The organism is uncultured Roseobacter sp. (assembly GCF_947493125.1).
In the GTDB taxonomy this organism is placed as follows: domain Bacteria; phylum Pseudomonadota; class Alphaproteobacteria; order Rhodobacterales; family Rhodobacteraceae; genus Roseobacter.
In genome coordinates this window covers 257,522-277,127 of the sequence record NZ_CANLQB010000003.1, presented here as the reverse complement: position 1 = coordinate 277,127, position 19,606 = coordinate 257,522, and the positions used below count along the sequence as shown (strand labels likewise).

The window sequence follows — 19,606 nt, the reverse complement described above, 5'->3', positions numbered from 1 at the left end:
ACGATCAGTCGGCGTTCTCGGTGCGTCTGGATCGCTGTACTGCGTCGATTTCTCGGGTAGTCAGGATGTAGGACTTGGGGCGCTGCCGTGCGGTCATGTCGTAAGCCGGCGCCTCTCCGAATTGAACGAGTGTGCCTGTCTGGTCGGTGAAGGCCCATCGGGCAGCCACCAGTTGGTAGATCCCGTTCTCGATGTCATCGTCGTCCCGCCGGGACTGTTGCCGCCAGGCTCCTTTGACTTGAACGGACAGCCGGACCAGATCCGGACTTGGCGAGGGGCGCCGCGCGGCGACGGCGGCCCGACGTGCCCGGCTGTCGAGCCATCGCAAATGCTGATGAAGCGGTCCGATCTCGCGCGCTCGGCGTCCCGGAAACATGACAGAGATTTCGCGTACCCCCTTGAAGAAGGCGTGTATGACAACATCGCCCGCCGCGTCGCGACTTAATCTCGGAACCAGCTCAACCTCGATTGGACCGCCATAGGTCCGGAACAGGCCGCGATCCTCCTGTTCTGGAGACAATGCGCTCGCCGGTTCTCGTCTTTTTGCCATGTCAAATCACCCCGTCCAACTCCACTCAGATCGCTCCGCTGCCCCCACAAGCAAAGCGCCGGGCCACACGCTAGACTGCAAAACGTTAACGAAGAATTGAGCCGTATATCTCCTCTTGATCCGCAGGCGGTTCCCGCTTATACGGCCCAGGTTCGGACAGAAAATGCTGTACTGGACCCGTTACTCATGGAGCATTAAGCGCTGTTTTCTGTCGGCGTTCCATGACAGGCGGTGCATCAAGGAATGACGTTTGGACTCTCCCGGCGGGCGCAAACTGCGGACCCGATGACAGACCGGAAGCTCTGGAACGCGGTACAATCTTCGTGGAACAACCACGAGCAGATAGGAGATGATCCGATGGATCTGATAGCTGAGATTGAAGCGGAGCAAATCGCCGCTCTGGGAAAAGATATTCCCGACTTCCGCGCCGGAGATACCATCCGCGTCGGTTTTAAAGTGACCGAAGGCACGCGCACCCGCGTGCAGAACTACGAAGGCGTCTGCATCGCCCGCAACAATGGGTCCGGCATCGCGGGCTCGTTCACGGTGCGCAAGATTTCCTTCGGCGAGGGCGTGGAACGTGTGTTCCCGCTGCATTCCACCAACATCGACAGCATCACCGTTGTCCGTCGCGGGCGAGTCCGTCGCGCCAAACTGTACTACCTGCGCAGCCGTCGCGGGAAATCCGCGCGGATTACGGAAAACACCAACTACAAGCCCAAAGCGGGCGCTGAAGCGTAAGGATCTGACCGATGAAAGCCGATACACATCCCGAATATCACATCATCGACGTCAAGATGACCGATGGCACCGTGGTGCAGATGAAATCTACCTGGGGTAAGGAAGGCGACCAGTTGGCGCTGGATATTGATCCTTCCGTGCACCCGGCCTGGACCGGCGGCTCGTCGCGTCTGATGGACACCGGCGGGCGCGTGTCCAAGTTCAAGAACAAATATGCAGGTCTGGGCTTCTAAGATCAGCTCGACTGGACAGTCGGAAAGCCATCTGCGGTGCGGATGGCTTTTTCTTTTTCAGAGGTATTCAGCGACGGTTGGAGCCTTGCAATGACTATGGCGCACCTAGGGGGCCACGGAACACTCACGCAGATCTAGAACTCTTCCCAACCGGAATCGAGATCAGGCTGGTCGGATACCGCAAGTGCGGCATTCCCATCCATTCTGGGCGCCGGTTTCGCAGCTGCGGCCCGCGAAGACGCGCCAGAGGCTGCCGCCTCTATAGAGACAGCAGACCGCGATGCCGCCCGCTCTGTACCAATCGAGAAGCGGGCCATGGCCGCCTTGAGACTGTGCGCCTGTTTGGCCAGTGATTGCGTCACCGCGTTGGTCTCTTCGAACATGGCCGCGTTCTGTTGGGTCACGCCTTCGAGCTGCTGCATCGCATCGTTCGACTCCGAAATGCTCAAGGATTGCTCCTCGGCCGCCGTTGCAATCACCGAGACGAAGCTGGCGATATCCTCCACCGCCTCATTAATGTTCTGCAGCGCGTTGCCTGCCTCGCTCACAAGCTCCACACCGTTCGCGACCTGCTTGCCGCTCGCGTCGATCAACTCGCCGATCTCGCGTGCCGCTTCGGAGGATCGGCGCGCAAGCTCGCGGACCTCCGACGCCACGACCGAGAACCCACGCCCGGTCTCACCGGCGCGGGCCGCCTCCACACCCGCATTCAAAGCCAGTAGATTGGTTTGGAAGGCAATGTCTTCGATTACCCCCACAATCTTGGCAATCTGCCCGGAGGAAGTTTCAATCTCTGCCATTGCAGAGACCGCCTTGCGTACAATCTCGTCAGAGGAATCCGCCTTGGATTTCGCGACTGCAACGGCCTCATCGGCCTGTTTTGCGCTCTGGGCTGCGCTTCCCGAATTGGCGGAAATCTGAGAAATCGCGGCAGTCGTTTCTTCGAGCGTTGAAGCCTGGGACTCGGTCCGCTTGGCCAGCGTATCTGCCGCATCCTCGATAGAGTTCACATCGTCGACAATGGTTTCCGCATTCTGGTCCACTACCGTCATGGCTTCGCGCAAGGCGGAGAGCGCCGTATTGAAGTCACGACGCAGGTCTTCGTATCTCTCAGGCAGCGGCGTCTCAATCTCCTTGCACAGATCCCCCGTCGACAGATTGCTCAAAGCGTCGCGCAAGGTGTCGACGACAAGAGTTTGCTCCGCCTCGGTCTTGGCCCGCTTCTCGCGCGCAACCTCTTCGGTTTCGCGCGCCTTGCGATCAGCCTCGATGGCGTTCTGCGTTTCCTGCTCTGCCGTCTTGCGTGCCTCAAGTGCCTCTTGCTGTGCAGCCTTGGCGGAGGCAAGCGCATCTTCAGTCTCGGCCCGGGCGGTTTCCGCCGCAGCCAGTGCAGCCCGCGTTTCATCCGCCGAGGCCTGAATCTCAGCACTTTTTTTCAGGCTGTCCTCATACGCCGCATTCCGATTCCGCAGCGCGATCCAGAGCACCGCAGCCTCGATCACGACGACAACGCCATGCAGCGCCGTTCTGGACAGGTTCTCGCTCAGGTCTGCCGACGGATATACCAGCGCCGGGAAGGCCACCGACAAGCTAAGGTGATGCGTGGCAATGACGCCCGCCGCGGCAAGGATCACCAGCGGCTCCGACATGATCATGCACACCGCCAGAAGCGCGAAGAAAATCATATGGCTGTCAAGCTGCCAGGGATGACCGGACAGAGCAGCGGTGATACAAATCGCCTGCCCAATCAGGCCAACCGCCGCCAGGATGCGACCATGGACGTTGGGCAGGCGCGCACCGACGAACGCGAGCCCGGAAAAAGCGGCCGCAACAGCCCCCACAAGCAAGACAGGCGTCCCCGCAATCCATGCCGCGAGCAGTGCAAATGGCACCAGCGCAGCACTGCCAAAGGCAACCTGCGTCGCCGCCCTTTCCGCCGCCTTATTCCATGCCTCATCACGAAAGGTTTGGGGGGTGCTCATATTTCTACTCCACAAAAAGCCGCAATGCGCCGACCATCGACGACGAACCATGCGCCCTGTTCCACGAGCACATGCGAAAACTCTGCAAGATCGGATTGAGCCAAAGCGCCAAAGCGCGCCAGTTCCGGCCCGATCAGGTGCCCCCCCGCTGCAGTGATCACAGCAGGCTGCACGGACGCCGACGGACCGATCACCAGCATGATCTCTCCCGGGACCGGATCGGCCGCGGCAAGTGCCAGCAACGGGCCGGAAAAGGCAACCAATGTGAACGCCATGATGTAGGACAGGATCGGCATAGACTCTCGCTCATCTTTGCTGCGGAATAGCAACCGAAAGTTTACAAGCCGCTAAAACCGGGCAATTTCCTGGCGATGAACCGCCTCGCCGATGGTGCACCGCACGGGGTGCGAGTCTCGGCGCCAAAGCGGACAGACTTAGGCACTCTGACGCCTTCCCAAAGACCCGAACACTCCATAAAGTGCCGCCGAACAGACAGGCCGCGCGAAGCGGTCGGGGCAAAGGATCGGGCCATGGCGCATATCATCGTCGTCGGGAATGAAAAGGGTGGCGCAGGCAAATCGACCGTCTCTATGCATGTGGCCACGGCCTTGGCCCGCATGGGCCACAAGATCAGCGCCCTTGATCTGGATCTGCGCCAGCGAACTTTTGGGCGCTATACGGAAAACCGCAAAGCCTTCCTGATCAAGGCGGGCTTCGATCTTGCCAGTCCAACCACCTGCGAGCTGCCGGAAATTGCACCGGACAGCCTCAAGCCTGGTGAGAATATCTACGACCATCGTCTCTCGGCGGCAGTGGCGTCGCTGGAGCCGGACAATGATTTTATCCTGATCGACTGCCCGGGCTCGCACACGCGCCTCAGCCAGGTGGCACATTCTCTGGCCGACACGCTGATCACACCACTGAACGACAGTTTCGTCGATTTCGATCTGCTGGCGCGAACCGATGCGTCGGGGGACGAAATTCTCGGCCCGTCGGTTTATTCCGAGATGGTCTGGAACGCGCGCCAACTCCGGGCCCAGGCAGGCCTGGCGCCGATTGACTGGATCGTCGTGCGCAACCGCATGGGCGCGCAACGCATGGTCAACAAGGAAAAAATGGAGCGCGCCATCAGAAACCTCAGCAAGCGCATCGGCTTCCGCATAGCGCCCGGCTTCTCCGAGCGTGTGATATTTCGTGAGCTCTTCCCGCGCGGATTGACACTGCTCGACCTCAAGGACATCGGGGTCAAGCAACTCAATATCTCCAACGTCGCCGCCCGTCAGGAGTTGCGTGATCTGATGAAGGCGCTCAACTTGCCGGGGGTTTCCGTTGATTTCTGACATGGCCTGACCGACCGGTCGTCTTGCACGGCATGCCTTCGCTGCGGGGTTCTCTGGAGATGTGAACCCCTGTGGTCAGAAGATCCGGAAAAACTGTTCGACAGCCCGCCAATAGAGAATAGATATCCCTCATGTCGCATATGCTGATTGACCTTCTGTTCTGGACTGGGCTCTTTGTTGTGCTGTTTGTCCTCTTTCGCTGGCTGCAAGCGCGGAAAAAGCGCGACAGCGCCCCTCCGGACGAATGAGCCGCGCCGAGGCACCGATGACCCGACAGATCACGCCCCTCGACGCCTATCTGAGGATGGCCGAGAACAACGCATGGGCAAACGCGACGCTCTATGAGGCCGCGCGCAGGCTGCCCGACACCGACGCCACGAGGTCGGCACCCGGGTTCTTTCCGACGCTTACGGCAACTCTGAACCACATCTATGAGGTCGACCTTTACTACGTCGACGCGCTTGAGGCGGGCAGGCTTGGGCGCCGTGTCTACGCGCGTGAGGAGGAGCTGTCCCTGGCGAAACTGGCAGAAGAGCAAGCGTCCGTTGACGCCCGTCTGATCGCCTTCTGCACAACACTGACGGTTGAGCAATTGTCCGAGAGCCGCGCGACGGAGCGTCGAGACATGACGACGGAAGAGACGGTTCAGGCGCTGTTGTTGCACCTCTTCCAACATCAGGTGCACCATCGCGGACAGGCGCATGTGCAATTGCAAGCCCTGGGCGTCGCGCCACCGCAGCTCGACGAGTTTCACCTCTCCTTCGATCGGGCCCCTTCCGCGGAGATCTACTGGACATGAATAAATACGGCCCCAGCAGGAAGGAACTGAAGTTCCGGCTGTACGTCTCGGTGGGTGGTCTCGTCTTCATGGCAATCGCCATCGCCTATCGGGGGATGCCACAGGGCCCGGCCATGTTCGAAACCATTGGCATCGCAGGTGCCTTCTTCGGGGGCACCTTCTTGTGGAGCCTCAAGAAGCTGCTTCGCAAGGAGTATTCGGACGCGCCCGACCCCTAGCCGGCGGCCGCGGCCCAAACCTCCACCTCCACGACAAACTCCGGGCGGGTGAAGCCCGACACGATCACGAGCGTCGACGACGGCAACACCGGCACGCTGCCAAGGAAGCGATCACGCGCAGCCATATAGCCTGTCATGTGCACGCGATCGGTAACGTAAGCACTCAGATGACACACGTTCGCTGGCACCATCTCGGCTTCCGCCAGAATGGCTGCGATGTTGCGAAAACAGATCTCAGCCTGGGCCTCGGCACCGTCCGGCACGGTTCCGTCGGGCGCCGCCCCCAGCTGCCCCGAGGTGCGCACGAGCCGGACCCCTGCAGGCAACGCAACACCATGCGAATAACGGGCGAACGGAGGTGCGATACTGGCTGGTGAAAGAGCTCTCATGACATCATCCTGCTGTGCGGGTCGCGGTCATGATGATAGCAGTGGCGGCTTTTGCAACCTGCAATGAAATGACCGGTGGCAAAGTTCTAGACCGACAAATCAGATTCGCACCCCGCAACGGAGACCAAACCCACCGCAATGAGGGCCCGCGCGCGCTACCAAAGAAGACAGCAGACAAGTTTTTTCGTGCGCACCCAAACCCGTCAGCTGCGCGGGGACGGGCCGCAAAGCATTGGGGGCTGCCACAGACGGGGCGACTTGCGTTGCACTTTCGCGACATCTCCTGTCAAAAATCCGCCGTGCCCGACCGTCAGCTCGGGGTTTTCCAGCCCATTTGAATGCGTCCCGGCTTTGCACCAATCGGCTGGGCAGCAGTGCGTCCTCGCGGATGCAGCCCGCAGGACCTCCCTGCAGAGCTCGACGCTCCGGAGAAAGGGTTGACGCCACGGCTGTGACATCTGACACTCTGCGCGTTCCCCGATGGGCGACCAATGAAGGCAGAACAACTGCATCACCGATGCCGATGTAATGCGGCAAAGCGCGCCAGGACTGCGTGCAAAAAAACAGAGAGGAAGAAGATGACATTTTTCACACGTACCGGCAAACCCTTGCCGAAAACCGTGGTGGACTCAGCGGCGAAGGTCGGGGCCGACCCGGTCAACCGCCGCGAGTTTCTGGCCATCGCCAGCGCCTTTGGCGCGACGGCGGCCACAGCCTATTCCATGATCGGTATGGCGGCCCCCGCACAAGCGGCGGGACACAAAGAAGGCGGCGTTGTCCGCATGCAACAAGAGGTGCGCGCCCTCAAGGATCCGCGCACCTACGACTGGTCACAAATCGCCAACTTTTCGCGCGGCTGGCTCGAATATCTGGTGATCTACGAAAACGACGGCACCTTCACCCCAGCCCTGCTGGAAAGCTGGGAGATCAATGACAACGCGACCGAATACACGCTGAACGTCCGCAAGGGCGTGACCTGGAACGACGGCAGCGATTTCACTGCCGAGGATGTGGCGCGCAATATCACCGGTTGGTGCGACAAAGGCCTCGAAGGCAACTCGATGGCGGGCCGTTTTGCCGTGCTGATCGACGACGATACCGGCCAAGCCATTGACGGCGCGATCACGGTGGTGGACAGCCACACCGTGAAGCTCGCCCTGCCGCGGCCCGACATCTCCCTGATCCCTGGCATGGCGGATTATCCGGCTGCGATCACACCTGCGGGGTTTGACGCCGGCACAATGCTGGAAAATCCGGTCGGCACCGGACCGTACCTGCCAGAGTCGCTAGAGGTGGGCGTCAAGGGCGTGCTGGTCAAGAATACCGAGCACACCTGGTGGGGCACGGAGGTCTTCGGTGGTCCTTACATCGACCGTCTGGAATATATCGACTATGGCACGGATCCATCGGCGTTTGTCGCCGCTGCGGAAGCAGAGGAGATCGATGCGGTCTATTCCATCGAGGGCGACTTCATCGACATCTTTGCAACGCTCGATGGCTGGGTGGAGAACTCCATCGCCACGGCAGCGACGATTGTCATTCGCCCGAACCAGTTGGCCGAAATCGACGGCGAGAAGCCCTATGCGGACAAGCGCGTCCGACAGGCGCTGGCCATGGCCGTGGACAACGAAGTGCTTCTGGAGCTTGGCTACGGCGGGCGCGGGATCGTGGCGGAGAACCACCACGTGGGCCCGATGCACCCCGACTATGCCGAGTTGCCCCCGATCAAGGTTGACCCGGCAGCGGCGAAGGCGCTCATGGACGAGGCCGGTATGGGGGATTTCGAGCACGAACTCTTCTCCATCGACGATGCCTGGCGCAAGGACACCACAGATGCCGTCGCAGCGCAGTTGCGCGACGCGGGCATCAAGGTGAAGCGCACGATCCTGCCGGGCTCCACCTTCTGGAACGACTGGGTCAAGTACCCCTTCTCGTCGACCAACTGGAACCATCGTCCCTTGGGCGTGCAGATCTGGGCGCTGGCCTATCGCTCTGGCGAAGCCTGGAACGAATTCGGTTGGTCCAATGCCGAGTTCGACAAGATGCTCGATGAAGCTCTGGCCACGGCAGATGTGGAGGCGCGCCGCACGATGATGAAAGACATGCAGGCGCTCATTCAGGAAGAGGGTGTGACGATCCAGCCGTACTGGCGATCGCTCTACAACTTCACCAAGGACGGCCTCGTCGGCGCCGAGCACCATATCGCCTTCGAGTATCATCCGGCCCGTATGGCCTGGACCTGATCAAAATCAAACTCAAGGGTCGCGCACCGCGCGGCCCTTTTTCTGTCGGAACTCAGCAAAGGACGCACGTATGGACAGCGTGTTGTTGCTGGCACAGACCGTTTCAACCGGGCTGATCGCTGCGTGGCTGTCGCTGGGGCTGCGCGACAATCTGCTCTACCCGTCGGTGAATGAGACCTACACCGCACAGGTGCTGGCCATGACCCGGATGCGAACCGACTTCCCGGAGGAATTTGCGCATGTCGCCCACAGGGCGATTACGAACCGACAGCTTCAGCAGCTTGCCTTCAAGCTCGTGTTGCTGACCGAAGGTATTGCCTGCCTGCTGCTTTGGGTCGGCACCGTCGGGCTGCTGATGGGCATGGCGGGTACGGCGTTGCCGGAAACCGGGCGGGCCTTGGCTCTCCTCGGCACGTTGAGTTTCACCGCCGTCTGGGCCGGGTTTCTCGTGATCGGCAACCACTTTTGCTACTGGTTTTGTCACGAAGACGCGCAGAACACGCACTTCCAGATGACGCTTTGGGGCTTGGCGACAATGATCCTGCTCGCTCAGGGGTGAAGGAAAATCACGCGGATGTTTTAAAGTGCGAGCCTTCAAACGCGGGCAAACGCATCTCCGACGGCAACGAGACCGGCCGCGCGGGCATGGCTGAGAAGCCCGCCCTTCGCACGTGGAAAGCCAAGCCGGTCACAGCTCACCCGGTCAATCTGGTCAGGTGCGGCGCCGGCACTCATAAGTGACAGACCCTCGCGCAGCAGGCCGGCGAGCAGTCCGGTCATGAGCGCAGCGTCAGAAACTTCCTTGCGCTCACCTTGAGCAAACCATGCTTCCTCCCGCAACAGATCTTCGACCAGAGGATCGACCACTGGGCCGCCACCGCCCGGATACCGATACCATCCAACCCCCACCGCACGCCCAAGGCGGCCTTCCGCAACCATCCGCGTCAGGACCGGTGTCGGAGTGTGACCAGTCTTCTGACGCTGCGCGCATATGGTATCCAACCCCACGGCATCCTGCAGGGCGCAGACGCCAGCTGCAAAACCGAAATCGGTCATGACCGCGTCTAACTCCCAGGGCGTGGTCATCCGAAAGAGAAGATCGTCGGCAACAGCATTCAAACTGTCCTGCAACTGCGCTGCGATCTGAGCCTCGGTCACTCCGCTGCCCCATCGAGAAAGCCCTTTGAGGCAATCACTTTGAGCAGATCATTCAGCGATGACTTGACCGTCTTGCTCGACGTGTCCACCTGCGCATCGGCGCGCCGATAAAGCGGTGCGCGCGCATCCAGAAGCGACTTGAGCTGCTCCATAGCAGCCGGGTTGCCCTGCATAGGGCGTAAGTCACCTTGCGCGCGAACCCGCTGCATATGCTCCACAGGAGATGTCTTCAGCCAAACGGTGTGGAACCGCTGCAACACCTGCTCATAGGTCGCCTCCTCGGCAACCAGCCCGCCGGCCACGGCCAGAACGAGGCGGTCGTGCGTCGCGACCACGCGAGAAATGGCGTCTGCCTCCAGCGCGCGATATCCCTCCTGTCCATAAAACGCCATCACCTCGGCCAGCGGCATACCGGTCTCGCGCTCAATCTCGCGATTGAGCTCAACAAAGGGCAGATTGAGGGCTTCGCTGGCCAGCTTGCCCAAGGTGGACTTTCCCGCACCACGCAGGCCGATCAGGCAAATCCGGCCTGCCCGCAGGGCCGCTGGATTTTGAGGTGCCAGCAACCCCCGGACCGCCCTTTGAACGTCCGGAGAGGCCTCGCGATATAGCTCGCCAATGCGCTGCGCCTCGCGGTCTTGAGGAGCATCCTCGGACAGCAGGCTGTCGACCGGAAGACCAAGCGCCAGAGCGATCCGGTGCAGCAGCGCGATCGAGATGTTTCCCTCCCCCGCCTCCAACTGCGCGAGATAGCGGGGGGACACGTCCGACATCTCCGAGAGCACCCGGCGCGGCAGGCCTTGCGCCTTGCGCTGGCTGCGGACACGGGCCGCAACACGGTTCTTCAGCTGCTGCGAAGGGTCGGCGACGAGCGGTGTTTCGGTCACGCCGCCCTCCCCCACACGCGTCTGCGCGAACCGACGCCATATACCGGATGGGTCGGCACCCGCAGGTCCGACAGAAACCCGGAGGCGCGCCAGACCTCAATACGTCTCGACATGATACCGGCCCTCTTCGCGCATCTGCTGGCGCAGCGCGGCCCAGTCTGTACCCGACGCCTCGGCAATGTCCTGCAGCGCGTCCTCCACACCTTCTTCCATCGCCTTAAGCCCGCAAATGTAGACGTGCGTTTTGTCCCGACCGAGCACCGAGGCCACCACATCGGACTGTTCCCGAAGTTTGTCCTGCACGTATTGCTTGGGTTGATCCACGGCACGGCTGAACGCAAATGACTTGCGCATAAACTGATCGGGCACTTTCTTGAGCGGCCCGAAATACGGCAGATCCCGCGCACTGCGCGCTCCGAACACCAACGTGAGACTGTCGCGGGCACCGGGTGTCTCACGCTGGCGGCGCATCGTGAAGCCGCGAAACGGAGCGGACCCTGTCCCGGTGCAAATCATCAGCAGATGTGCGGTCGGATCGGACGGCAACAAAAACGTCGACCCGAACGGCCCAGTGATCTGGACCGTATCGCTCTTCTGCAGATCGCAGACGTAGTTAGAGCAGACACCCTGGCGCTCCCGTTTGACTGTCAGGGAGATATTGTTGAAGCCGGGCCGCTCGCCGTCGCGTGGGCTCGAGACGGAATAGAGCCGTGGCAAATGTGGTTTCCCGTCCGCGTCCTCACCGGGTGGAACGATCCCTATGCTCTGCCCTTCCAGGACAGGAAACGGTTGTGCTCCCAGATCGAGAATGACATGACGCACGTCGTTCTCGCCATCGGCGTCCGTCAAGCGGTAGTTGCCCTGCACGGTCGCGGTCGCCGGATTGCCAAGCGCATAGAGGTTGATTGTCGGTTTGGATGCGGATGCGGGCGCGCGCGTCTTGCCACCCGTCCCCTTGTGAGCCTCGGCCAACAACGCAGCGATGGCCGTTTCATGCGCCTCGATCTCCGCTGGTTCGGATGCGTCTGGAAGCGCGATATCGTCCTGCTCTGGAAGTTCGTCAAAGGCATACTGCTGTTCGAGAGTATATGGTTGCGCCACCACACGCCATTCGTCGATGGACCCGGTGGGACAGACCGGGATGCAATCCATGCAGAAGTTGCATGTGTCCGGGTCCACAACCACGTTTGTATCGTCGTGCTGGATCGCTCCGATGGGGCAGGTCATCTCGCAGGTATAGCAGCGGATGCAGATCTCCGGATCGATCAGATGTTGTTTGACGGGGGCGGTCATGGGCTGGCGGCGGGTCGCTTCAAAATGGCCTCGGGCAAAACCGCAAGGTCGAGGATATCCCGGCAAAGGCCTTTGCACTCGGTACAGCCGATACAGGCTGGCCTGGGTTGTGGATGTAACGGTGTCACTTGAGTCTGCATGGGTCAAATCTCCTTAAGGCGCCAAAGTCACAGTGGACAGTTCACAACAGTCAAATCGGCCTGCCGGTCGAATACTTTGATGCACATCAAGCCATGTGCAGTTTCACGTATTCGAAATCGCCGGGCTTGTTGTCGATGCCAACCTTTGGCGGTGCAATCCAGGAGGCGTATTGCCCCGGCTCATAGCAGGGAACCATCAGCGACTGTATGAAGTCTCCGTCAGCCTTGGTCGGCAGCCAGGCATCGCGTTGCCTCGCCCAATCGTCGGCGGAAATGATAGTGCCGTCCGGATCAACGGTGACAGTAGAAAAAACCCCGATCTGCCGGTTGAAGCCTTCGTGTGGCAGCTTGAGTTCGAACTGAACGCCGGCCTTCGCGATGGCCTTGTTCCAGCGGCCTACGCCGCCTGCCGCATCGCGCACGTAGTCGTCCCGCAGCCGCATATTGATTGCCGTCAGCGCTGGAACGTCTTCTGTCAAGATCTTGCCATCCTTGATCGACGTCACCGCATATGTGTCATTCTGGAGCTTGTGATCATCGTCGATGCGCTGCTCCATGTAGCGCCCCTTGATGCCCGCGTTGAAGGCATTCGCCGCGTTGGTGGACACCTCCTGGCCAAACAGGTCGAGCGACAGCGTATAGTGCAGGTTGAGTTTCTTCTGGATTGTCGGAAGGTCGATCACACCGAGATCGCGGACCTTGTTGATATCGTAGGGATCGGTGAGCCCGGCCTTGTTCATCGCTTCCAACGTGGCCTGAATGGTCCGTCCGACGCCAGTCTCTCCGACAAACATGTGGTGCGCTTCTTCGGTCAGCATGAAACGGCAGGTGCGGCTCAACGGGTCGAAGCCGGATTGCGCGAGGCTCTCCAGCTGCATCTTTCCATCCCGATCCGTGAAGTAAGTGAACATGAAAAAGCTGAGCCAGTCGGGCGTTTCTTCATTGAACGCGCCCAGCATCCGCGGCGCCTCATCCGATCCCGAAGAGCGGACGAGCAGATCATCCGCCTCTTCGCGCCCGTCTCGTCCGAAATACTTCTGCAGCAAATAGACCATTGCCCAGAGGTGACGGCCTTCTTCGACGTTGACCTGGAAGAGATTGCGCATGTCATAGAGCGAAGGCGCGGTCAGCCCGAGGAATCTCTGCTGCTCGACAGAGCCCGGCTCGGTATCGCCCTGAATGACAATCAGTCGCTTGAGCATATTGCGGTACTCACCCGGCACCTCCTGCCAGGCGAGCTCACCCAGATGCTCCCCCATGGGGATGCGACGGTCCTCAACCGCCGGGGCCAGAAGGACGCCCCACCGATATTCCGGCATTTTTACATAGTCGAACTTGGCCCAGCCTTTTGGATCCACAGAGACAGCCGTCCGAAGATAGACCATGCTCTCCTGGAAGTTCTGCGGGATAAGGTCATTCCACCAATTGATGTAACCCGGGTGCCATTTTTCCAGTGCCTTGAGCACTTTCCTGTCCGAACTCAGTCCGACATTGTTCGGTATTTGGCTGTCGTAGCTGACATTGATCAGATCAAGCATTTAGTCCTCCTGTCGCGCGGCGGCCTGAAAGCCCACCGCACCTGCCTGTCCTGCCCGTCGTGCTGGCAGGTAGGGTGGGCTTTCAGGCCACCCTCGTTACACACGTTGCATGTCATAGACGGCTCGCATCCCTGTTCCATAGCGCTGCAGGGCGCCCTCGGGACCGACGGCATTGGGACGCTGGAAGATCCAGTTCTGCCAGGCCGTCAGACGCCCGAAAATCCGGGTTTCCATTGTTTCCGGTCCCGCAAAGCGCAGGTTGGCCTCCATGCCGGTCATTGCATCGGCCGAGAAACTCGCGCGTTCTTCGCGGAACAGCCGTACCTCATCCTCCCAATCGATATCGTCGAAGGCATAGGTTACCAGACCAAGCACCTCAGCTGCCTCGGCGTCCAAAGTGACGCCTGTTTTGGGTTGCATCGTCTCGACGTGATCCGGCGTGCCCCAGAACCGGGTCTGAAGGCGGCTCAGCCCGTTGCTCATGACATACTGCCCGAAGTTGCCAGGTGTCAGAGTGATGGCGGCCAGCCGTCTGTCATCATCTTCAAATGGATCCAGCATCATGTAGCTGCGATCCACAGCCCAAAGCAGTTCGGCCAAAACGCCCGCGAAACAAGACCCGTGCTCGACCAGCGCGACAAGACTGCGTGACGTCATATCAACGCGTTTCAGCACCCGCTTCCAAAGGCACACCACTTCGTTGGCGAGCCAATGTTCCCGGTTCGACAGCAACAGCGCCTCGTGCGCGACCACGCGCGCCGGGTCTCCGATCGTCTGGAATTCGATGAGGCCGAGCGCGCCTTCATTGGTACGCAGGTGCAGGATCGCGTCGTCCAGTTCCCGCGCGCACCGCAGCATCCAGGCATCGGACCCCTCCGCTTCAAAGGTGGCCATATCAATAGGCGCGTCTTCGTTCGGACCCCGAATCGTGATCACCGCGCGCCGACCAGGGCGATCAAACTTCACGTCCAGAGTCGAATAGGTCACGCTGTCCGTGGCAAATACACGGTCCAGCGGCTTCAACGTGATGCCCCGCGCGACATCAGGTTTGTCCGACGCCTCCGCAAAACCTCGCGCGCGCTCGCGCACTGTCTCTTCAAACTTGGAATTCGGGATCACTTCATCGACCAACCGCCACTCCACAGCACGCTTGCCCTTTACGCCCTCTTCCACCGAACAAAACACATCCGCGAGGTCGCGACGCAGCTTGCGCTTGTCGGTCACGCGCGTCAGGCCACCGGTGCCCGGCAGGACGGCCAAGAGGGGGACTTCAGGCAGGGCGACCGACGAGGTGCTGTCGTCTGTCAGCATGATATGGTTGCACGCCAGTGCCAGTTCGTAACCGCCACCCGCACATGCGCCGCGCACTGCACAGATGTAGTTCTGTCCACTGTCCTGCAGGGCAGCCTCAAAGGTGTTGCGGGTCTCATTTGTGAATTTGCAGAAGTTCACCTTGTGCGCGTGCGCCGCACTGCCCAGCATGCGAATGTTTGCACCCGCGCAAAACACCTTCTCCTTGGCGGAGCCGAGGACGACCACCTTCACCTCCGGATGCTCGAACCGCATGCGCTGGACCACATCCGCAAGCTCGATATCCACGCCAAGATCATAGGAGTTCAGTTTCAACTGGTAGCCTTCGAAGAGGCCACCGTCTTCATCAACATCCATATAGAGATATGCGACAGCACCGTCGTAGGTGACCTTCCAGTGCTTCATCTTGGTTGGATCAACTTGAAAATCTATGCGCTCGCTCACGGGCTGGCCTTTGGACTGCGCCGGTAAGCCCGACAAGTTTTTGAATGATAGTACACAAGTTTCCGACATGAAACACCGCTAAGGTGCTCGATACTTGTGCAAAGTGATCAATTTATGATTTATAGTGCACCTAAAGGGAGTCTCGTGTCTCAGTCAGTTCCTTGGTCAGATCCGCGATTCCCACCCCAAGAACGCGTCGGTGCCCCTCACATCGGCACAGATGAGTATCGACGATATCGCACAGCCGCCGGGCCGCTCTTGGTCGCGACATCTCAAGCTTAAGGCGTGCGTTAGCCAGTTGGATCAAGGCGACGACAAGCGCACGTTCGACGCTGCGCTCGGCGGTGCGCATCCACACCGCCTCAAGCACCTCGTGACATTCCCAGAAAAACCCCTCCCCAAAGTAGGCAAGACCGGTCTGAAACGCGACCGTATGGTGCAAACGGCTTGGCGGCACACCGGCGACCGATGCCTTGATCTGATCGAACCAGTCCTCCGGATGTCTTGCGGTTTTGCCAGGAATATAGGCGTGAGGCGGTCGCCAGTGGGGCCGCAACTCAGGCCAGAGCGACATGGTCCTGCTCGAGCCGAAGCAACCGCGCGCAAAACTCTGTGATCGTATCCAGAGTTGCCTCAGGGCAGTCCACATGTGGAGCGTGGCCGCATCCTTCTATGATCTTCGTCTCAAGAGGCGCGTAGATTCGAGCCTCTATCTCGTCGATTTGCGCGAGACTGCCATAGACATCCTCCGCGCCCTGGATGGCCAGAACAGGAACGCGCCAATGGTCTATGGCATCGGTCACATCCCAATCGGCAAAGGCCGGGTTGGTCCACGCATCGTGCCACCCCCAAAACACCCGATCAGCATCCTTGTGGTGGCGGGCAAGCCTGTCGCGAAGATCGCCCGATCCAAACTTCGCCCCCGCAGCACGAATCGCGGCGACGCCCTGTGGTTCCGCAAAGAAATGCGGCGCGATCAGAATGAGCCCACGCACCCGCCGGTCGCTGACCGATCCGGCATATTCTGCAGCGATGGTGCCGCCATCTGAGTGCCCGACCAAGATGACATCCCCCAGACCTGCCGCGTCGATAACCGGGCCGAGCACGGAGACGGCTTCTTGGGTGAGGTAGTCAAGGGGACGCGGCAAAGAAACCGGGTCCGACTGCCCATATCCCTGCCGTGAGTAAGCAAAGACACCCAAGCCAGTTCGCTGTGAGAGCCGCGTGGGGACATCCCGCCAGAGCGTGACGCACCCCAAACCTTCGTGCAAAAGGACAAGCGTTGGCCCCGTACCAGGGTGCGGTCCGTGGCAACTGTACTCCAACCGAACGCCTCCTACGTCAAGGGGCGAGGACGGTGTGGCGCTCCAGTCCATCAATATGCCTCTGGCTCGCGGAGCTTGAACCGTTGGATCTTCCCCGTCGCGGTCTTGGGCAGATCCTCCACAATTTCGATCCAGCGTGGATACTTCCACTTGCCCACGCGCGACTTTACATGCTCAACCAGCTGGGCTTCGAGGTCGGCCGGCGCTTCGGCCTCGAGCACAATGAATGCCTTGGGTTTGTCCAACCCATCACCGTCCTTCGCAGCGACCACAGCAGCTTCCATCACAGCGGGATGGCTTGCCAGAGCCTGCTCAACCTCAAAGGGCGAGACCCAGATACCCGACACTTTGAACATGTCATCCGTACGCCCGCAGTAGACGTAGCGGCCATCCGCGCGGCGTTCGTATTTGTCGCCTGTTCGTGTCCAGAGGCCTTCAAACGTGCGGCGCGACTTGTCCCTCTGGTTCCAATAGGCTGCTGCTGCGGACCCGCCAGTCACGAGAAGTTCGCCAATCTCATTGTCCCCGACATCACGACCCGAGTCGTCCACAAGCCGCACGTCGTATCCCGGCACCGGCGTTCCCGAGGTGCCATATTCCAGATCGTCAACTGTGTTGCTCAGGAAGATGTGCAGCATCTCGGTAGATCCGACACCGTCGAGGATATCGACGCCCGTGTGCGCTTTCCAGCGCCGCCCTACGTCCTCCGGCAGGGCCTCGCCTGCCGAGATACAGCGGCGCAGAGGCACCTCAGGCACGCCGGACTTATCCATCTCGGCCACCAGCGCGGCATAAAGCGTGGGCACGCCGCAAAACACCGTGGGTTGTTCCGCCTCCAGCGTCGCGATCATATCTCCGGGCGTTGGGCGACCTGAAAACAGGATCGTCGTGCCACCAACGGCCAGTGGGAAGGTCATCGCATTTCCGAGACCGTAGGCAAAGAAAAGCTTGGCAGCGGACAGCACCGTGTCCTCTGCGGTCAGGCCAAGAACCTGAGCACCGTAGGTATCAGCCGTCGCCTTCAAGCTGGAATGAACATGTTGAACGCCCTTCGGTCGACCGGTGGACCCAGAGGAATAGAGCCAGAAGGCGACTTCATCGGCACTGACATTCGCCGTCGGCAGCGTCTCCGCCCCGGACATGAAGGTCTCATAGTCCATGCCGCCTAGGGGCGCGGGCCCGCCGACCACGACGACCGCGCGAATGTAAGCGTTACCGTCCAGAGCAGGCTTGACCGCCTCGTAGAGCGGCGCCGATACGATCAGCGCGGCGGCACGGCTGTCCCGAAGAATGGAATCGTAGATCGGGCCTGCGAGCAAAGTGTTGATCGGGACAGGTATGACGCCGCACTTCAGAGCGCCAAAGAAAACCTGCGGAAACTCAATTGTGTCAAGCATCAGCATGGCAACACGCTCTTCCGGTCGAAGCCCTGCGCGCAACAGGGCGCCCGCGCATTGTCCCGCTCCATCGGCCAATTGTTGATAGCTCAATGACCGACCAGTGATCGCTTCCCGGTACGCAACCCGCTCGGATCGGCCCTCCGCCAGGTGCCGGTCAACAAAGTAGCTGGCCGCGTTCATATCAGTCCCGATCACATCGCTCTCCCCGGCCCCCCGTGACGCACCTGCATTAGTGCACGCGTGTTCGAGCGCTGCAAGTTGTCGGATACTGCTTTGCACTTTCGTGCATGCCGTCTCAGCCGGGCAGCAGGAAGAGCGTGATCGCCGGAAACATCACGAGGATAATCACCCGCACAATGTCCGATCCGACGAAGAACAGGACGGCCTTGTAGGTCTCGGTCATGGGTGTTTGCCGATCCATCGCGTTGATGACGAACAGATTCATACCCACAGGTGGTGTGATCAGCCCGACCTCAACCACAATCAGCACAAGGATGCCGAACCAGATCGCCAGATGCTCCGGTGACATGCCGAAGTCCATCGCCGCGATCACCGGGAAGAAGATCGGCACAGTCAGCAGGATCATGGACAGGCTGTCCATCAGACAGCCGAAGATCAGGTAGAAGACAAGGATCACCGAGAGGACGAACCAAGCGCTGAAGCCTTGGGCCAGGACCCAATCGGCCATGAACTGCGGCACACCGGACAGCGCGAGGAAGCTGTTGTAAAAACTCGCGCCCAGCACAATGAAGAAGATCATCGCCGTGGTGCGGGCCGTCCCAAAGAGGCTGTCGCGGAAGACGGCCCAATTCAAACTGCCAGACAAGAGCGCGACAAGCCCGGTGCCTGCCGCTCCGATGGCTGACCCTTCCGTCGGAGTAAACCACCCCAGATAGATACCGCCGACAACCAGCCCGAAGATCACCAGCACAGGCCAGGTCTCCGCCAAGGCCGCCCAGCGTTCGGACATGGGCTGAGGTGGTCGCGTGCCCGCGGCATCGGGATAGAGCCGAACGTAGAGCGAGATGGTGAGCATGTATCCCAGCGCCGCCATGATTCCTGGGATGAACGCGGCCAGAAACAGCTTGGCAATGTTCTGCTCCGTCAAAATTGCATAGATCACGAGGATCACCGACGGCGGGATCAGGATGCCCAGCGTCCCACCCGCAGCCAGCGTAGCGGTGGAGAACCCGCCCGAGTACCCATAACGGCGCAGCTCAGGCAAGGCGACCTTGGACATGGTGGCCGCTGTCGCAAGAGAGGAGCCGCAGATCGCACCGAAGCCTGCACAGGCCCCCACCGACGCCATTGCAACGCCTCCTCTGCGGTGGCCCAAAAAGCTCTCGGCCGCTTTGAACAGAGCGGACGACATGCCTGAGAGCGTCGCGAACTGCCCCATCAAGAGGAACATCGGGATGATCGACAGGGAGTAGCTGGAAAACTGCGTATAGGTTTCGGACTTCAGCTTGTTCAGCAGGACATTGGGATTGCCGCCCATGGCAAAATACCACCCCGCGAAGCCGCACAGAAGCATGGCCAACCCGATCGGCGCACGCAGAAACACCATGAGCAGCAGAACCGGAAAGGACCAAAACCCAAGTTCAAGGTTGCTCAC

General features: G+C 60.4%; 20 protein-coding genes. 7 read left to right on the top strand and 13 right to left on the bottom strand.

Translation table 11 applies throughout. The features are described 5' to 3' along the window. Nucleotides 1-4: 4 nt before the first annotated feature. A complete protein-coding gene (locus Q1A71_RS07805) occupies nt 5-550 on the bottom strand; it encodes a hypothetical protein (protein WP_299673746.1) in 546 nt (181 codons plus the stop codon). 357 nt (nt 551-907) lie between these two features. Between Q1A71_RS07805 and rplS the strand changes: the two genes are divergently transcribed. Then, the gene (rplS, locus tag Q1A71_RS07800) at nt 908-1,291 is read left to right on the top strand and encodes a 50S ribosomal protein L19 (protein WP_299673744.1); all 384 of its coding nucleotides are present in this window, start codon (nt 908-910) and stop codon (nt 1,289-1,291) included. A gap of 11 nt (nt 1,292-1,302) precedes the next feature. After that, nucleotides 1,303-1,524: a 50S ribosomal protein L31 gene (gene rpmE, locus Q1A71_RS07795; RefSeq protein WP_299673742.1), complete on the top strand. Its 222-nt coding sequence runs from the start codon at nt 1,303-1,305 to the stop codon at nt 1,522-1,524. Between the two features lie 134 nt (nt 1,525-1,658). Here rpmE and Q1A71_RS07790 read toward each other — a convergent pair whose 3' ends face one another. Together Q1A71_RS07790 and Q1A71_RS07785 are read right to left on the bottom strand one after the other, a co-directional pair. Further along, a complete protein-coding gene (locus Q1A71_RS07790) occupies nt 1,659-3,506 on the bottom strand; it encodes a methyl-accepting chemotaxis protein (protein ID WP_299673740.1) in 1,848 nt (615 codons plus the stop codon). Further along, nucleotides 3,503-3,802, bottom strand: a complete 300-nt coding sequence (locus tag Q1A71_RS07785; protein WP_299673738.1) for a hypothetical protein — start codon at nt 3,800-3,802, stop codon at nt 3,503-3,505. Before Q1A71_RS07785 ends, Q1A71_RS07790 begins: the two co-directional genes overlap by 4 nt. A 234-nt stretch (nt 3,803-4,036) precedes the next feature. Here Q1A71_RS07785 and Q1A71_RS07780 point away from each other — a divergent pair, with 234 nt between their 5' ends. From Q1A71_RS07780 to Q1A71_RS07770, 3 genes are all read left to right on the top strand, one after another. Further along, on the top strand, nt 4,037-4,846 hold the full coding sequence (locus Q1A71_RS07780) for a division plane positioning ATPase MipZ (RefSeq protein ID WP_299673736.1): 810 nt from the start codon (nt 4,037-4,039) through the stop codon (nt 4,844-4,846). Nucleotides 4,847-5,090: 244 nt separating this feature from the next. Continuing rightward, a complete protein-coding gene (locus Q1A71_RS07775; protein ID WP_299673734.1) occupies nt 5,091-5,645 on the top strand; it encodes a DinB family protein in 555 nt (184 codons plus the stop codon). Beyond that, complete coding sequence (locus Q1A71_RS07770; RefSeq protein ID WP_299673732.1) at nt 5,642-5,863, top strand: hypothetical protein; 222 nt, start codon at nt 5,642-5,644, stop codon at nt 5,861-5,863. Before Q1A71_RS07775 ends, Q1A71_RS07770 begins: the two co-directional genes overlap by 4 nt. On the opposite strand, the gene Q1A71_RS07765 is transcribed toward Q1A71_RS07770, so the two are convergent. Next, nucleotides 5,860-6,252: a RidA family protein gene (locus Q1A71_RS07765; protein ID WP_299673730.1), complete on the bottom strand. Its 393-nt coding sequence runs from the start codon at nt 6,250-6,252 to the stop codon at nt 5,860-5,862. The genes Q1A71_RS07770 and Q1A71_RS07765 overlap by 4 nt on opposite strands. Nucleotides 6,253-6,830: 578 nt before the next feature. Between Q1A71_RS07765 and Q1A71_RS07760 the strand changes: the two genes are divergently transcribed. Both Q1A71_RS07760 and Q1A71_RS07755 read left to right on the top strand, forming a co-directional pair. Then, on the top strand, nt 6,831-8,495 hold the full coding sequence (locus tag Q1A71_RS07760) for an ABC transporter substrate-binding protein (protein ID WP_299673727.1): 1,665 nt from the start codon (nt 6,831-6,833) through the stop codon (nt 8,493-8,495). Nucleotides 8,496-8,565: 70 nt separating this feature from the next. Beyond that, a complete protein-coding gene (locus tag Q1A71_RS07755; protein WP_299673724.1) occupies nt 8,566-9,054 on the top strand; it encodes a DUF2165 domain-containing protein in 489 nt (162 codons plus the stop codon). Between the two features lie 35 nt (nt 9,055-9,089). Here Q1A71_RS07755 and Q1A71_RS07750 read toward each other — a convergent pair whose 3' ends face one another. The 9 genes from Q1A71_RS07750 to Q1A71_RS07710 form a co-directional block, all read right to left on the bottom strand. After that, nucleotides 9,090-9,653, bottom strand: coding sequence for a 3-hydroxyacyl-CoA dehydrogenase family protein (locus tag Q1A71_RS07750; protein WP_299673722.1), 564 nt, complete (start codon nt 9,651-9,653; stop codon nt 9,090-9,092). After that, nucleotides 9,650-10,540, bottom strand: coding sequence for a helix-turn-helix transcriptional regulator (locus Q1A71_RS07745; RefSeq protein ID WP_299673720.1), 891 nt, complete (start codon nt 10,538-10,540; stop codon nt 9,650-9,652). The genes Q1A71_RS07750 and Q1A71_RS07745 overlap by 4 nt, the downstream gene beginning before the upstream one ends. A gap of 96 nt (nt 10,541-10,636) precedes the next feature. After that, nucleotides 10,637-11,833, bottom strand: coding sequence for a benzoyl-CoA 2,3-epoxidase subunit BoxA (gene boxA, locus Q1A71_RS07740; protein ID WP_299673718.1), 1,197 nt, complete (start codon nt 11,831-11,833; stop codon nt 10,637-10,639). A 226-nt stretch (nt 11,834-12,059) separates the two neighbouring features. Next, nucleotides 12,060-13,511 carry a benzoyl-CoA 2,3-epoxidase subunit BoxB gene (gene boxB, locus Q1A71_RS07735; protein WP_299673716.1) on the bottom strand — a complete coding sequence of 484 codons (1,452 nt, stop codon included), beginning with the start codon at nt 13,509-13,511 and terminating at the stop codon, nt 12,060-12,062. A 96-nt stretch (nt 13,512-13,607) separates the two neighbouring features. Further along, nucleotides 13,608-15,266 carry a 2,3-epoxybenzoyl-CoA dihydrolase gene (gene boxC / locus Q1A71_RS07730; protein WP_299673714.1) on the bottom strand — a complete coding sequence of 553 codons (1,659 nt, stop codon included), beginning with the start codon at nt 15,264-15,266 and terminating at the stop codon, nt 13,608-13,610. Nucleotides 15,267-15,396: 130 nt separating this feature from the next. Further along, nucleotides 15,397-15,840 carry a DUF309 domain-containing protein gene (locus Q1A71_RS07725; protein WP_299673712.1) on the bottom strand — a complete coding sequence of 148 codons (444 nt, stop codon included), beginning with the start codon at nt 15,838-15,840 and terminating at the stop codon, nt 15,397-15,399. Beyond that, on the bottom strand, nt 15,824-16,642 hold the full coding sequence (locus Q1A71_RS07720; protein ID WP_299673710.1) for an alpha/beta hydrolase: 819 nt from the start codon (nt 16,640-16,642) through the stop codon (nt 15,824-15,826). Before Q1A71_RS07720 ends, Q1A71_RS07725 begins: the two co-directional genes overlap by 17 nt. Continuing rightward, a complete protein-coding gene (locus Q1A71_RS07715; protein WP_299674312.1) occupies nt 16,642-18,171 on the bottom strand; it encodes a benzoate-CoA ligase family protein in 1,530 nt (509 codons plus the stop codon). Before Q1A71_RS07715 ends, Q1A71_RS07720 begins: the two co-directional genes overlap by 1 nt. Nucleotides 18,172-18,286: 115 nt before the next feature. After that, nucleotides 18,287-19,606 carry a TRAP transporter large permease gene (locus tag Q1A71_RS07710; protein WP_299673708.1) on the bottom strand — a complete coding sequence of 440 codons (1,320 nt, stop codon included), beginning with the start codon at nt 19,604-19,606 and terminating at the stop codon, nt 18,287-18,289.